The sequence below is a fragment of the Clostridium pasteurianum DSM 525 = ATCC 6013 genome (genome assembly GCF_000807255.1).
Taxonomy (GTDB): domain Bacteria; phylum Bacillota; class Clostridia; order Clostridiales; family Clostridiaceae; genus Clostridium_I; species Clostridium_I pasteurianum.
The window spans coordinates 1,560,089-1,573,612 of sequence record NZ_CP009268.1 but is presented as its reverse complement, the minus strand read 5'-3'; the positions used below and the strand labels follow the sequence as shown (position 1 = coordinate 1,573,612).

The window sequence follows — 13,524 nt, the reverse complement described above, 5'->3', positions numbered from 1 at the left end:
CCCCCTACAGATTAATTTTTTATCTCAAAGATAATAAATGAATTATTAATATATTTACTAATAACTATTATTAATAATATCTAAAACATCCTCTTCCGAGCCATAATTACCCTTTATTAGACCATCTATAACTTTGGAAGCTGCTCTTTTAGAAATTCTATCAAGATGAGTGTCTATATTTATATTGTTCTTCTGCAATAAAAATTTAAGATATTTCAACTGCTTTTCTGTTATACTGTTATCTCTTACGATTTTTGTAGAATTATCGATATCAAATACTACTTTAAATATTTTAGGTAGATTTAGTACATCTTCATAATTATGAAGCATTATTATTTCTTGTAATCTTCCATCATTGGTCTTTAAATATTTATTATAGAGCTCTACACTTATTCCTCCATCTATTTGATCCAATCTATTTATGCCTATGTATTTTTCTACACTTTTTAAATTACACCTTTCAAGACCAAGCTGCTTATAATAGGGCCTTATAAGCCTATACAGGTCTATATGCTCTAAAGGTGCTGCAAAATCATCTATATGGTTTATTAACATTCTATTTTCTATAAAAGGTTCATCAAAAGCCTTTCCATTATATGAGCACCAGGCATTATATTTTTTAATATCTTTCTTAAAGGCTGAAAGAATATTTTTTTCCTCCTTAGGATTTTCAGCATAATACTGCTTTATATAAAAAGATTTTCTATCTAAAAACCACCCTAAGGATATAAGCATTATTACATCTTCATATTTATCAAAACCAGTAGTTTCAATGTCAAAATACGCTATTTTATCCATTTTGTATTTATTTAGTATATTTGAGTCAATATCTATTTTAGAGTTTTTTTCCTTTAAAAACATTATAATCCTCCAGAAAAATTTATGAATTTTATAAAATAATTATACAACATTTCATTATTAATTAAAACTATTACAAAAATAAGGCACTTTTTATGTATAAAATTACCATAAAAAGTGCAATAATAATATGTATATTGATTATTTTTTATTATTTTAATAAATTTTAGCTGATATATTTATAAAATACGAAACTTATTAAAAATTATTCAATTTTGTTTTGATAAATTATCAATATATTTGTTATAATATTATTGATTGTTAAATGTAGGAGTTGATTTAGATGAATTTTAATATTAGTGGTTTAGATGAACTTGATATTCAAATATTAGACATTTTAGTCAAGGACTCAAGAACACCATATCTTGAAATAGCAAGACAATGTCATGTAAGTGGAGGAACCATACATGTAAGAATGAAAAAAATGGAGGACCTGGGGATTATAAAAGGTACAAAGCTTATCATTGATAATTCCAAATTAGGTTATGATGTATGTTGCTTTATAGGAATATATCTTGATAAGGCAACTGCATATTTAAATGTACTAGAAGAATTGAAGAAAATTAACGAAATAGTAGAACTTCATTACACCACAGGAGAATATTCCATTTTCTCCAAAGTCATATGTAAAAGTATAAGTCATTTACAAGAATTGCTTATGACAAAAATACAAATTATAGATGGAGTTCAAAGAACAAGTACTTTTATATCACTGTCTCAGCCAATAGACAGAAATATACAATTTTAACAGTGCATATAATCCTGAATTAAGTTTTCTCTAAAAGTTATAATTTAATAAAAATTGTACATAATAAAATTATAAATTTCTATAAAGGAGATGTAACTTTATTATGAAAGGTTTAGATATCATTTCATTGGTACTAGTTATAATAGGAGCCATAAATTGGGGCTTAATAGGATTCTTCAGATTTGATTTAGTTGCCACTTTATTTGGTGATATGTCTACTTTTACAAGAATCATATATGCTCTAGTTGGTATAGCAGGATTATATGCAATATCTTTTCTAGGAAGGGATACTGATAGAAGTATAGATAGATAATACTCACAAATAAGGTTTCTGTCTTACAATACATATATATGTATTGTAAGACAGATTTTAAATACCTTATCATAAACATACTTATTAAAGTCTAACTTTTAATAGATATTATATATAGATTTAAAATTTATACTATTTTATATATAACCTTATTAAAGCATGGCTTTTATAGTTTCAAAAAGTTTTATTGCTGCATTTTTAGGCCCATCTTTTTCCTTCCCTTTAATTCCAAGACAAGTTCTTATTTGTCCAACTTTTATTCCAGATTTAAAGAACTTATCAAAATAACTAACAAGCAGCTTTTCTGTATCTTCCTGTTTTTGTACAGGACCAAAAGGATTAGCAAAATAAGTTTTAACAAGTCCTTTTTCTGAAGTAGTTCCCTTTGCCATTCTAGCTCCATTTCTAAATACTGGAAGTGCATCTTCAAGACTATTGAAGAATTCCAACTTTTCACCGTCATCATCATAGTTATTTGCATATAGGAATAAATCTATTGGATATCCTTTAGTTATATCATTATAAGTAGCTACAGGCATAACTAGTCTTGCATTTATTTTATCGGGATTCATAAATATACTTCTGTCTATTTCTCTAAAGGCATAACCAGGATCAAGATCATCCAATCTTACAAAAGCTCCTATCTCTGTACCATAACCTTTTGGTCTATTATCTCCATCCAATTTTACTACACCCATATCATCAAAGATAATAGTCATATCACTTATATAATCTTCACTAAGCTCTCTAAAAGCCTCAAGACTCTCTGATTTTCCAGCACCACTGTCTCCCATGATTATGACATTTGCTACCTTATCATCTTTAGTTACAATGTTCACCATAGCTCCATGAATTGGCAGATACCCTCTTTTAATCATTATTAAATTATGAAGTGTTAATGTCATTTTTTTCATGTATCCGAAATAATCAATAGCATCTCCGTAGCTTACAAAACCTACCATAACATCATTTTTCTTATCTTCGTAGAACACTGTTTTAATCTCATCACTATCATCTTTTCCGCCAAACACATATATTATATCTGGTCTAGAATTTTCATACTCTTCTCTAGAAGCCATTTCAAAGAGATTACATAGTGAAATACCGTGACTCATAAAATCTCTATGGAAATATACATAGGCTAAAAGTTCCCCTACCTTTGCAGGATAACAGAACCAATGATCTGAATTGATTTTGCAGCCTTCAATAGGGTTTTCAAAGCATTCATTGAATATTCCTGATCTGGTATTCTTTTTAGGATATATTATGAATGGAGGATCTACTAGAACTGAATCTATAAAAGGTACATTCTTTAAACAGGCATATTCTTCTGGAATATCCCATTTTACATAGTTCATTATTAATCCTACATTTCCTCCAGCAGGAAGCTGTCTGTAAACCTTCGGCTTAGCTCCTATTACATTTTCTTCAATTCTTCTATAAGTAACTAATATGAGTTTTGAAAATTGAGTGTTAGCATCAATAAAATTTACACTTTCAAATCCATAGTTTATTCTAGTATTTTGAACAATTGTATATCTTTCTAACCTTCTCCAAAAACCGTATAACCCTTCTATAAAACTTATAATTATATTTTTATCTTTCAAAAGTACTGTATATTCACTATTTAATTTCAATATAGATTCTCTGTCCATAACAATTAGTAATTTAAAGACACTTACTATATTATCTACTAATTTTTCTTTTTCAATTTCACCAGTACTTTTCCTTATGTATTTATAAACATTAGAATTTCTTTTTTCAATACTGCTTAGGTATGACTTTAAAACCCTTTTAAATCCGTTACTTGTTAACAACTGTTCATGAGTAGCACAGTATTTTGAAGTAAAATTCACCATGGCTTTATCATTGCTAAGTGAAAAATCTTTACGCATAAAATCTCCCCCTTTTAAATTTAACGCAAGATGGAATAGTTATTTCTTTCATTTTTCCAACCGTCAGCTCTAATTATAACATAAAAATGAAATTTTTGCACTATAGAAATTGCATTTTATTTTTTTGCATTTATTGGCTTTTTATTTTAACATATAATAATTTTATGTAAGTATTATTTATTATATGTTAATTATTCCCCTATAGGCATAAATAAAAAAACACAAAAAGAGCTTAAAACTATAAATATAGTTCTAAACTCTCCCTTTACTACAAAAATAAACTTAATAAAATCATAAAACTTCATTAAGTTTATTTTGTTATTATTTCATATATTTCTTTATACCTTTATTCAAAGTATTTTTATAGTCTATAAATTCATATATGTCTTCACTGAACAACTGACTGAATTTCTTTAGCTGTTCAATATTCAAATCCTCTATAGGCATATTATTATCTTCGCAGTAAATTACAATTTCGCCTATGACTCTATGTGCATCTCTAAAGGCCATGCCCTTATTAACCAAATAGTCTGCTGCTTCTGTAGCATTTAAAAATCCACGTTTTACAGCCTTCAACATAGACCCCTCTTTTATCTTCACAGTTGAAAGCATACCATTCATAACCTTAATACAGCTTAACACTGTATCCAGTGCATCAAAGAATCCCTCTTTATCTTCCTGCATATCTTTATTATATGCCAGTGGAAGTCCTTTCATTGTAGTCAATATTGATACTAAATCGCCATAAACCCTGCCGGATTTACCCCTTATAAGCTCTGCAGCATCAGGATTTTTCTTTTGAGGCATAATACTACTTCCTGTAGAGAATTCATCACTCAATTGAATAAAATCAAATTCTTTTGTGCTCCACATTATTATTTCTTCACTTAATCTGCTTAAATGCATCATAACCATTGAAAAATCAGAAGTAAGTTCTATAATATAATCTCTGTCACTAACACCATCAAGAAAATTATTTACTACTCCTTTAAAGCCAAGCTCCTTAGCCGTAAACTCTCTATCTGTGCTATAGGTAGTTCCTGCCAATGCACAGCAGCCCAGTGGGCTTTCATCCAATATATCTATGGCATTTTCAATTCTCTTTTTATCTCTTGAAAACATGTTGAAGTAGGCCATCATATGATGTTTAAAAGTAACTACCTGTGCTCTTTGCATATGGGTATATCCAGGCATTATATAATTATTTTTCTCTGCCAAAATCTTTATAGTTTCTAAAAGATCTTTTAGATTTTCCACAACTTCTTTGGCCTTTTTCTTTGAATATAAACGCATATCTAAGGCAACTTGATCGTTTCTACTTCTAGCAGTGTGCATCTTTTTACCTGCATCACCTATTCTCTCAATTAAATTTACCTCCATAAAACTATGTATGTCTTCATAGTCTCCTTCAATTTTAAGACTTCCGCTTTCTATATCCTTTAAAATTGAATCTAAACCGGAGATAATTTTATTTCCGTCTTCTTCAGAAATAATATCACATTTAACCAGCATTTTTACGTGTGCAATGCTGCCGATTATATCTTCATAGTATAAAGTTTTATCAAAGCTGAGAGAACTATTAAAGTCCTCCATCAGCTCACTTTCAGCATTTTTAAATCTTCCGCCCCAGAGTTTCATAATTATTTACCTTCCTTTAATTCCTTCATAGCCTTTATCTTGCAAGGTAAGCTGAATAATTTTATGAAACCTTCTGCATCTTTATGATCATATAATTCACTAGCTCCAAAGGAAGATATACCTTCATCATAAAGAGCGTAAGGTGTATCTGTTCCAGCTACCATAATATTTCCCTTATATAACTTAAGTTTAACAGTTCCAGTTACATGTTCCTGAGTTTTATCGATAAATGCATCAAGAGCATCTTTTAAATCTGTAAACCAAAGTCCATCATAAACAAGTTCTGCATATTTTTGTGCTATAAGTTGCTTATAATGATAAGTGTTTTTCTGTACTGTTAAATATTCAAGTTCATTGTGAGCTGCATATAGTATAGTTCCACCTGGAGTTTCATATACTCCTCTTGATTTCATTCCCACAAGTCTGTTTTCTATTAAGTCTACAACACCTATACCATTTTCTCCCCCTAATTTATTTAAAAGCTCCATCATTTCAACTGGTGGAAGTTCTTTTCCATCAATTTTTTTAGGTATTCCCTGTTCAAAATAAATACTTACATAAGTGGATTCATCTTTAGCTTTTTCTGGTGGTGTTGTCATTACATACATATCTCTTTTGTGTTCATTTCTTGGGTCTTCTAAATCTCCGCCTTCATGGCTTGCATGCCATATGTTTCTATCCATTGAATAGATTTTTTCCTTTGTAACAGGAACCTCTACTCCCATTTTTGCTGCATAATCTATAGCATCTTCTCTTGATTTTATATCCCACATTCTCCAAGGAGCTATAATTTTAATGTAAGGATCTAAAGCAGCAATACTTGTTTCAAATCTTACCTGATCATTTCCCTTTCCTGTACAGCCATGACATATATACTTAGCGCCTTCTTTATGTGCTATTTCTACAAGTTTTTTTGCTATTAATGGTCTTGCAAAAGATGTTCCTAAAAGATATTTTCCTTCATATACTGCTCCAGATTTTACTGCTTTAAACAGATAATCTGTTACGAATTCTTCCTGAACATTTTCTACATATATTTTAAAAGCACCAGAAGCTACAGCTTTTACTCTTACAGCCTCCATGTCTTCATTTTGCCCTACATCTACACATACTGCAATTACATCTAAATCGTAATTTTCCTTAAGCCATGGAATTATTATAGAAGTATCCAATCCTCCTGAATAGGCTAAAACAACTTTATCTTTCATAATGAAATCATCCTTTCGCATTATATAAAAATATATAATTTTTCTCATTTTTACATTATATATTATGATTAATAGATTTTCTTAAAATACAATGTATTTTTATAATCACAATATATAATTCAGTTAATCTCTTCACACTTTACAAGTGATATTATATATCCTTTTTTATAATTATGCAATATTTTTCTATAAATATGCAATGTTTTTTATAATTATACTCTTATTTTTTAATCTGTACCCTTAAAAGCATTGATAATATTAACTTTAGCTATAATGAACTTATGCATATATACAAGATTAATGAATAATAGAACCTTCAAAAGAGTATTTAAATAATACAAAAGAGTAGTGCCCATTCACTACTCTTTTTTAGGAATCCTATAAATTCTTGATTATTTCATCTGCAAAATCACTAGTGCTGACGCTTCCACCTAAATCAGAAGTTAATTTGTTTCCTTCCTGAAGTACTTTTTCTACCGCTGCATCTATTCTACTAGCTGCATCCATTTCTCCAATATGTTTTAACATCATAACCCCTGATAGTATAGTAGCTAAAGGATTGGCAAGTCCTTTTCCTGCTATATCTGGTGCTGAACCGTGTACTGACTCAAATACAGCTATATCTTCACCAATATTTGCTCCTGGTACTACTCCAAGACCCCCTACAAGCCCTGCACCCATATCAGAAATTATATCTCCATAAAGATTTGGAAGAACTAAAACGTCGTATCTCTCAGGATTCTGTACCAGCTTCATACTCATGGCATCTACAATTACATCCTCAAATTCTACATCCTTATAACTTTCTGATACCTTTCTTGCAGATTCTAAAAACAATCCATCTGAAAATTTCATTATATTAGCCTTATGAACTGCTGTAACCTTTTTTCTTCCTTCATTTTTAGCCAGTTCAAAAGCAAATTTAGCTATTCTTTCACTAGCTGGTCTTGTAATTAATTTTATACTTTCTGCTGCATAATCACCTATTTTATGCTCAATACCAGCATATAAATCTTCTGTGTTTTCACGAATAATCACAAAATCCACATCTGTATATCTGGATTTTATACCAGGATAAGTCTTAACTGGTCTAACGTTAGCATATAGATTAAACTTTTGTCTTAAGGCTACATTAACACTTCTAAAACCCTTGCCTACAGGCGTAGTTATTGGTCCTTTAAGAGCAATTTTATTTTTACTGATGCTTTCAAGTACATAGTCTGGAAGAGGTGTATTATATTCTTCCATAACTTTTTCTCCAGCTTCAACTATATCCCAATTTATTTTTACCCCAGAAGCTTCGATAACACGTCTTGCCGCATCAGTAACCTCTGGCCCTATTCCATCTCCAGGTATAAGTGTTATTTGATATTCTTTACTCATTTGCACAGCCTCATTTCTATAATCTATTCTTTATTATTAAGTATATATTCAATATCTATGATTAATTTATATTTCCTATTTATTATATCCTACACAGCTGCCTTCTACATACATAAGTTCTGGAAAAGTTCGCTTTACTACTAGTTCAAGTTCCTTATTACTTATAGCAGTACTTCTTCCATTTTCATATTGAGAATCTACCCATTCCTTAAGCTCTGCTACTCTTTCATCTCTTTTACTTATTTTATCGCTACCGCTTAATTTGAAATAAGTATTTATCCAAGCTGTAATTCCTGCAAGACCAGAATATTCATTAACTGCTACTACTACTGGTCTATCAAGTATTTTATTAGTATCAAATATATTATATATTTCTTCATCTTTTAGTATTCCATCCGCATGGATACCTGCTCTTGTAACATTAAAATCACTTCCAACAAAAGGTGTTCTTACAGGTATATCATAACCCATAGTTGAGCAAAAATAATTTGCTACTTCTGTAATTACATGAAGATTCATATTTTTAGTATTACCTTTAATCTGACCATATTCCATAACCATGGCTTCTAGTGGGCAATTTCCTGTTCTCTCGCCAATTCCAAGTAACGTAGTATTTACACTGGAACAACCATAAAGCCAAGCTGTAGAAGAACCAGATACTACATTATAAAAGTCATTATGTCCATGCCATTCTAAAGCTGAAGATGGGACATTACAATATTTCTTAAGTCCGCTTATTATCTTCTGTATACTTCTAGGAACCGCTGTACATGCATAGGATATTCCCATTCCAAGAGTATCACAAGCTCTTATTTTTACCTGTATTCCAGATTGTCTTGATAAATCCATAAGCTTATTTACAAATGGAACCACAAATCCAAAGAAATCCGCTCTTGTTATATCCTCTAAATGTATTCTTGGAACAATTCCATATTCTAATGCTTTTTCCACTACAGAAACATATTTATTAAAAGCTCCTTGTCTATTTAATTTAAGCTTTTTAAAAATATGATAATCAGAACAGGACATAAGCATACCAGTTTCCTTTACGCCTAATTCTTTTACCCTTGCAAGTTCATCCTTATTAGCTCTAATCCAAGTGGTGATTTCCGGAAACTTATATCCTAAAGCCATACATTCTTCAAGAGCTTTTATATCTCTATTAGTATAAGTAAAAAATTCTGTTTGTCTTATTATTCCCGAGTTATTATCAAGTTCATGTAAGTAGTTAAAAAGTCTTACTATTTGTTCTACTTTAAATGGAGTCATAGACTGTTGACCATCTCTAAAAGTTGTATCCGTAATCCAAATATCCTCTGGCAAATCCATTTCAACTGCTTTTCCATCAAATTTTACCTTTGGTATTTCTGAATATGGAAATAAATCTCTATATAAATTAGGTTCTTCCACTTCTTTTATATGGAAATCAATACTGTTATCATTTTTATTAAAATTAGATTCAAAACCTTTCACACTATCACTCCTCATTTATTGTAAAATTGCAAGTAAAGACACTCCTCAATTCACTTAAGTAATAACAGTAATTTGTCTATACAAATTATATTTTAATAATTATTTTACTACTTTTACTGAATTTTGTGAAGCTTTATGAATAAATATTATAAAAATATAATCTTTTTTAATATTTACTAAAATATTTTACCACAGTTTTTTTATAATTGTAACCCTAAATATTTCATTATTTGCAGATATGGACCTTAAATATTTCATATGTTATATCTATAATATTAATTCTTAAGAATATTGTTCCTTAAATTTTATCCTAATAGTTAAATACTGAATACTTATACATAAGATTTTTTTCCTTCGATTTTAGCAAATTAGCTTTGAATAATGAAACTTAAAATTCATTTGTTGCAATTATGAATTTCATAAAAATTAATGAATTTTATAAAAACATCACTATATTTAACAATGTGCTAAATATAGTGATGTTTTTTTATTACTATTTTATATTTATAATTATAAAAAAATCTTTGCTGCAAAATTTAATTCATAGATTAATGTATAATTTAATCATATTTTTCTTCTAAAATATTTAATTCTGCTTGTATTTTTTCTCTTACTATTTCCGCTAAATTAACTTTCTCTTCTTTAGTCAATTCTTTCACATTTATAGGTTTTAATATAGACATACTTACTTTTGCAGATTTTAACTGTCCCTTACTCTCTTCAAAAACCTTAAATGTATTATCTAAAACTACTGGTACTATAGGTACTGTAGATTTAGTAGCCATTTTCATACTTCCCTTTTTAAATTCACCTAAATTGTGACTTTTACTTCTAGTTCCTTCTGGAAAAATCACCATGCTATAGCCATTTTCTAAATTATCTATTCCATGATTAATGGCTCTTAAAGATTCTCTTATGTCCTCCCTGTCTATAAACACACAATGCATGGCTTTCATCCAAGTACCTACTATATGAAGCTTAAGTATCTCCTTTTTCGCCATAAATCCCATCTGCTTATCTAACTTTGCCATGAGTATTAGAAAATCTGCATTACTTTGATGATTTGATACCACTAAACAATTACCCTCTGGTAAATTTTCCATTCCCTTTACACTGACACTTATACCTATAACTTTTAATATATGAGCAGCCCAACCATTTACTACTTTATATAAGGCTGTATCATATTTCTCACGAGACTTTATCCTCTTTAGGACAAAAAAATATAACCTTAAAAATATGGTTAAAAACATTAGTACTAAAATATAGATGTATTTGAAAAAAAACATAATGATCTTTACCTCTTCTCTTATTGTATATGCACTATATCTAAAAAACATAAGAGCATTATCTTATAAATTTATCAGATAAAAATTTGTACTGTGTAGTTTAATTATACTAATTTGTCGTATATTTTTCAAGTAAACTATAATTTAACTTTCTTAACTTACACTTAAACTTCAATTTATACTATATTTGTAAAACAATCTTTACAATTATTTTATATTATTAAATATTTAATTAAAATTATTGAAATATAATGCAAAAATACTGCTGTATTATTGATTATTATTTACCATATTGTTAATACTTAATAATAACTTTTTATTCTAATTTAAAATTTTTATTAAATAATATATAAATGTCATTTAGGAGAACTAACTAATGAACTTAAAAGTAAAAAAAATTATATCTATAATTATTTTATTTATTTATATAATTTTACTTAGCAGCTGTAATTTCCCACTAGACTCCATTACAAGTAAACTATCCGTCTCTCCTTCCATAGTAAAAATAAATTCTAATCCTAATATATTGACCGTCCACTATATTAACGTAGGGCAAGGAGATAGTGAATTAATTCAAATCAATGACAAAAATATTCTTATTGATGCTGGTCCAAAATTTTCTGAAGATAAAGTAGTATCTTATTTAAAGACACAGGGAATAACTAAAATAGATTACCTCATAGGAACTCATCCTCATGAAGATCATATTGGAGGTATGGAAGCCGTAATTGAGAATTTTAAAATAGGTAAATTTATAGGTCCAAAAATATATAATCCTCCTACAGATTCCATATTTAAAGATCTTATAACTACGTTAAAAAGTAAAAATATGAAAATCACTGTTTTGGAGCCAGGATCTTATATAAATTTAGGTGAAAATATAAACTTTCAAATATTATCTCCTTCAAAAACTTACTATGAAAATTTAAATAATTATTCCATAGTATCAAAAATAACCTATAAAAATTCAAAATTCATATTTACTGGAGATACAGAAGAAGATGATGAAAAAAAGATTCTAAATGCTGGTTTTGATATCTCCTGTGATGTACTAAAAATAGCTCATCATGGTAGTAAAACTTCTTCTAGTGAGGATTTTCTAAAAGAAGCTTCTCCTAAAATAGCAGTTATAAGCTGTGGAAAAAATAACGATTATGGTCACCCCAATAAAACCATCTTAGATAGACTCAAAAGTATTAATTGTAAAATATATAGAACAGACCTAAATGGAGATATAGTAATTACAAGTGATGGGAATAATATAAGAAAATTAGAATAATTTATAGTTATTTAGCTAATAATAGGAGAAAAGGACGAAGCTTTTCCTCATTTGATATTTGTTCTTTGAACTTTATACTTTGTCTTGACCTTCGTCTTTTCCCACTATTACAATATTATTTTTTTCTTCTTAATAATAGATATAATCCTATTATAATAAATAACACTGGTGCTATATATGACCTTAATACGTAAAGTATTTGGAAATTAACAAATATCTTGTTTATTATAGCTAAAATTCCTACTATTATTAATGCCCAAGCTATAATCTTAAAAAATCCATTATCATTATCTTTTCCTAATCCAAATCCAATATTGCTATTAGTAAATATACTTTCATCCTTTAATATCTCTCCTCTATCAAATTTATGTGCTAATTGATATGTGTTAAAGAAGGTATACAACCAAAAGGGAATAAAAAATACTGGTATGATAAAACTAATTCCTACATAACTTAGTATTGTGGGAATTAAAAAAAACAATACCATAGTCTCTAAACCCTTTTTTAACATTCCAAAATACATATATCCTGCTCCAGGAATAAGCGATACTACAAAAGTAATAAAACCACTTCTTTTTTCCATTAAAACCACTCTCCTATAATGTTTTTTACTGAATCAAATTTATAATTATATTCATATTGAAAGATTAAAGCTTGTGACTTAACTTTTCCTTGAAAATCTACAATTTTATTATCAATATTAGTTGTGGCTATTGTTGCCATAATAATTCCACTTAAAATAAAACTTAATGCAGCTATGCGATTTTTATAAAAGAAATTATATCCTATAGGTTTATTTACTCTATCTTCATCTTTTAATTTACTCATTAAATTATCATTATAATTCTGTGAAATATTAAATTGCCTTGCGGATTTTTTTATGAGATCATCTAAATAATCTGGCTTTTGCTGCATACTGTATCCCCTCCTTTTAGAATCTTATTCTTTAGTTTTTGTTTTCCTCTATATATTCTTCCTTCTACAGCTTTTTGAGTTATATTTAATATATTTCCTATTTCCTTTTGATTAAGACCTACATAATAAAATAACACCACAGGAATTTTTATGTCTTTAGGCAGTTCATCTATACATTGCCTAATAAAAATTTTTTCATCTAATTCATCCTCTTTGCCTTTATCCCTAAATACTCCTCTTAACATATCTTTCATACTTCTCTTTTTTTTAAAATCCAAACATTTTCTCACTGCTATTTTATATATATAAGTAGAAATTGAGCAATCACCTCTGAAATCATTTATACTCTTATAAAAACTTATAAATACTTCTTGAGATAAATCTTCAGCTTCATGACTGTCTTCTGTGTAGGAATAGCAGAGAGCTATAATTCTTTTCTTGTACATATCCACTAATCTTATGAAACAATCTTCGTCTCCTGCTCTTATTCCATTAATTACATCATCCTCATTTTCACTCAAAATT

General features: G+C 28.6%; 13 protein-coding genes. 3 read left to right on the top strand and 10 right to left on the bottom strand.

Annotated features, from left to right (window positions below; genetic code table 11):
* Positions 1-57: 57 nt before the first annotated feature.
* Positions 58-861 carry a ribonuclease H-like domain-containing protein gene (locus CLPA_RS07130; RefSeq protein WP_003447319.1) on the bottom strand — a complete coding sequence of 268 codons (804 nt, stop codon included), beginning with the start codon at positions 859-861 and terminating at the stop codon, positions 58-60.
* A gap of 280 nt (positions 862-1,141) precedes the next feature.
* Here CLPA_RS07130 and CLPA_RS07125 point away from each other — a divergent pair, with 280 nt between their 5' ends.
* Both CLPA_RS07125 and CLPA_RS07120 read left to right on the top strand, forming a co-directional pair.
* Entirely contained in the window at positions 1,142-1,606 is a 465-nt protein-coding gene (locus CLPA_RS07125; RefSeq protein WP_003447330.1) for an Lrp/AsnC ligand binding domain-containing protein, read from the top strand.
* Between the two features lie 103 nt (positions 1,607-1,709).
* A complete protein-coding gene (locus CLPA_RS07120) occupies positions 1,710-1,919 on the top strand; it encodes a DUF378 domain-containing protein (RefSeq protein WP_003447332.1) in 210 nt (69 codons plus the stop codon).
* Between the two features lie 152 nt (positions 1,920-2,071).
* Here CLPA_RS07120 and CLPA_RS07115 read toward each other — a convergent pair whose 3' ends face one another.
* The 6 genes from CLPA_RS07115 to CLPA_RS07090 form a co-directional block, all read right to left on the bottom strand.
* Positions 2,072-3,814, bottom strand: a complete 1,743-nt coding sequence (locus CLPA_RS07115; RefSeq protein ID WP_003447341.1) for a phosphoenolpyruvate carboxykinase (ATP) — start codon at positions 3,812-3,814, stop codon at positions 2,072-2,074.
* A gap of 321 nt (positions 3,815-4,135) precedes the next feature.
* Positions 4,136-5,452 carry an argininosuccinate lyase gene (gene argH, locus CLPA_RS07110; protein WP_003447342.1) on the bottom strand — a complete coding sequence of 439 codons (1,317 nt, stop codon included), beginning with the start codon at positions 5,450-5,452 and terminating at the stop codon, positions 4,136-4,138.
* A gap of 2 nt (positions 5,453-5,454) precedes the next feature.
* The gene (locus CLPA_RS07105) at positions 5,455-6,660 is read right to left on the bottom strand and encodes an argininosuccinate synthase (protein WP_003447343.1); all 1,206 of its coding nucleotides are present in this window, start codon (positions 6,658-6,660) and stop codon (positions 5,455-5,457) included.
* A 378-nt stretch (positions 6,661-7,038) separates the two neighbouring features.
* On the bottom strand, positions 7,039-8,043 hold the full coding sequence (locus CLPA_RS07100) for an isocitrate dehydrogenase (NAD(+)) (protein ID WP_003447344.1): 1,005 nt from the start codon (positions 8,041-8,043) through the stop codon (positions 7,039-7,041).
* 75 nt (positions 8,044-8,118) lie between these two features.
* On the bottom strand, positions 8,119-9,531 hold the full coding sequence (locus CLPA_RS07095) for a beta/alpha barrel domain-containing protein (RefSeq protein ID WP_174548951.1): 1,413 nt from the start codon (positions 9,529-9,531) through the stop codon (positions 8,119-8,121).
* Positions 9,532-10,076: 545 nt separating this feature from the next.
* Complete coding sequence (locus CLPA_RS07090; protein ID WP_003447346.1) at positions 10,077-10,805, bottom strand: lysophospholipid acyltransferase family protein; 729 nt, start codon at positions 10,803-10,805, stop codon at positions 10,077-10,079.
* Between the two features lie 376 nt (positions 10,806-11,181).
* Between CLPA_RS07090 and CLPA_RS07085 the strand changes: the two genes are divergently transcribed.
* Positions 11,182-12,084, top strand: coding sequence for a ComEC/Rec2 family competence protein (locus CLPA_RS07085; RefSeq protein ID WP_003447347.1), 903 nt, complete (start codon positions 11,182-11,184; stop codon positions 12,082-12,084).
* Between the two features lie 115 nt (positions 12,085-12,199).
* Here CLPA_RS07085 and CLPA_RS07080 read toward each other — a convergent pair whose 3' ends face one another.
* Genes CLPA_RS07080 through CLPA_RS07070 form a run of 3 tightly spaced genes read right to left on the bottom strand, consistent with a single transcriptional unit; the run spans position 12,200 to position 13,520 of the window.
* Entirely contained in the window at positions 12,200-12,667 is a 468-nt protein-coding gene (locus CLPA_RS07080; RefSeq protein WP_003447348.1) for a hypothetical protein, read from the bottom strand.
* Positions 12,667-12,999: a hypothetical protein gene (locus CLPA_RS07075; protein ID WP_003447349.1), complete on the bottom strand. Its 333-nt coding sequence runs from the start codon at positions 12,997-12,999 to the stop codon at positions 12,667-12,669. The genes CLPA_RS07080 and CLPA_RS07075 overlap by 1 nt, the downstream gene beginning before the upstream one ends.
* Positions 12,975-13,520 carry an RNA polymerase sigma factor gene (locus CLPA_RS07070; RefSeq protein ID WP_003447350.1) on the bottom strand — a complete coding sequence of 182 codons (546 nt, stop codon included), beginning with the start codon at positions 13,518-13,520 and terminating at the stop codon, positions 12,975-12,977. Before CLPA_RS07070 ends, CLPA_RS07075 begins: the two co-directional genes overlap by 25 nt.
* Positions 13,521-13,524: the final 4 nt, after the last annotated feature.

Excerpts from the sequence above, each read along its gene's own strand:
- CLPA_RS07100 (WP_003447344.1), bottom strand. The coding sequence starts at position 8,043 with ATGAGTAAAGAATATCAAATAACACTTATACCTGGAGATGGAATAGGG.
- CLPA_RS07075 (WP_003447349.1), bottom strand. The coding sequence starts at position 12,999 with ATGCAGCAAAAGCCAGATTATTTAGATGATCTCATAAAAAAATCCGCA.
- CLPA_RS07095 (WP_174548951.1), bottom strand. The coding sequence starts at position 9,531 with ATGAGGAGTGATAGTGTGAAAGGTTTTGAATCTAATTTTAATAAAAAT.
- CLPA_RS07120 (WP_003447332.1), top strand. The coding sequence starts at position 1,710 with ATGAAAGGTTTAGATATCATTTCATTGGTACTAGTTATAATAGGAGCC.
- CLPA_RS07105 (WP_003447343.1), bottom strand. The coding sequence starts at position 6,660 with ATGAAAGATAAAGTTGTTTTAGCCTATTCAGGAGGATTGGATACTTCT.
- CLPA_RS07090 (WP_003447346.1), bottom strand. The coding sequence starts at position 10,805 with ATGTTTTTTTTCAAATACATCTATATTTTAGTACTAATGTTTTTAACC.
- CLPA_RS07080 (WP_003447348.1), bottom strand. The coding sequence starts at position 12,667 with ATGGAAAAAAGAAGTGGTTTTATTACTTTTGTAGTATCGCTTATTCCT.
- CLPA_RS07125 (WP_003447330.1), top strand. The coding sequence starts at position 1,142 with ATGAATTTTAATATTAGTGGTTTAGATGAACTTGATATTCAAATATTA.
- argH (WP_003447342.1), bottom strand. The coding sequence starts at position 5,452 with ATGAAACTCTGGGGCGGAAGATTTAAAAATGCTGAAAGTGAGCTGATG.
- CLPA_RS07085 (WP_003447347.1), top strand. The coding sequence starts at position 11,182 with ATGAACTTAAAAGTAAAAAAAATTATATCTATAATTATTTTATTTATT.
- CLPA_RS07115 (WP_003447341.1), bottom strand. The coding sequence starts at position 3,814 with ATGCGTAAAGATTTTTCACTTAGCAATGATAAAGCCATGGTGAATTTT.
- CLPA_RS07130 (WP_003447319.1), bottom strand. The coding sequence starts at position 861 with ATGTTTTTAAAGGAAAAAAACTCTAAAATAGATATTGACTCAAATATA.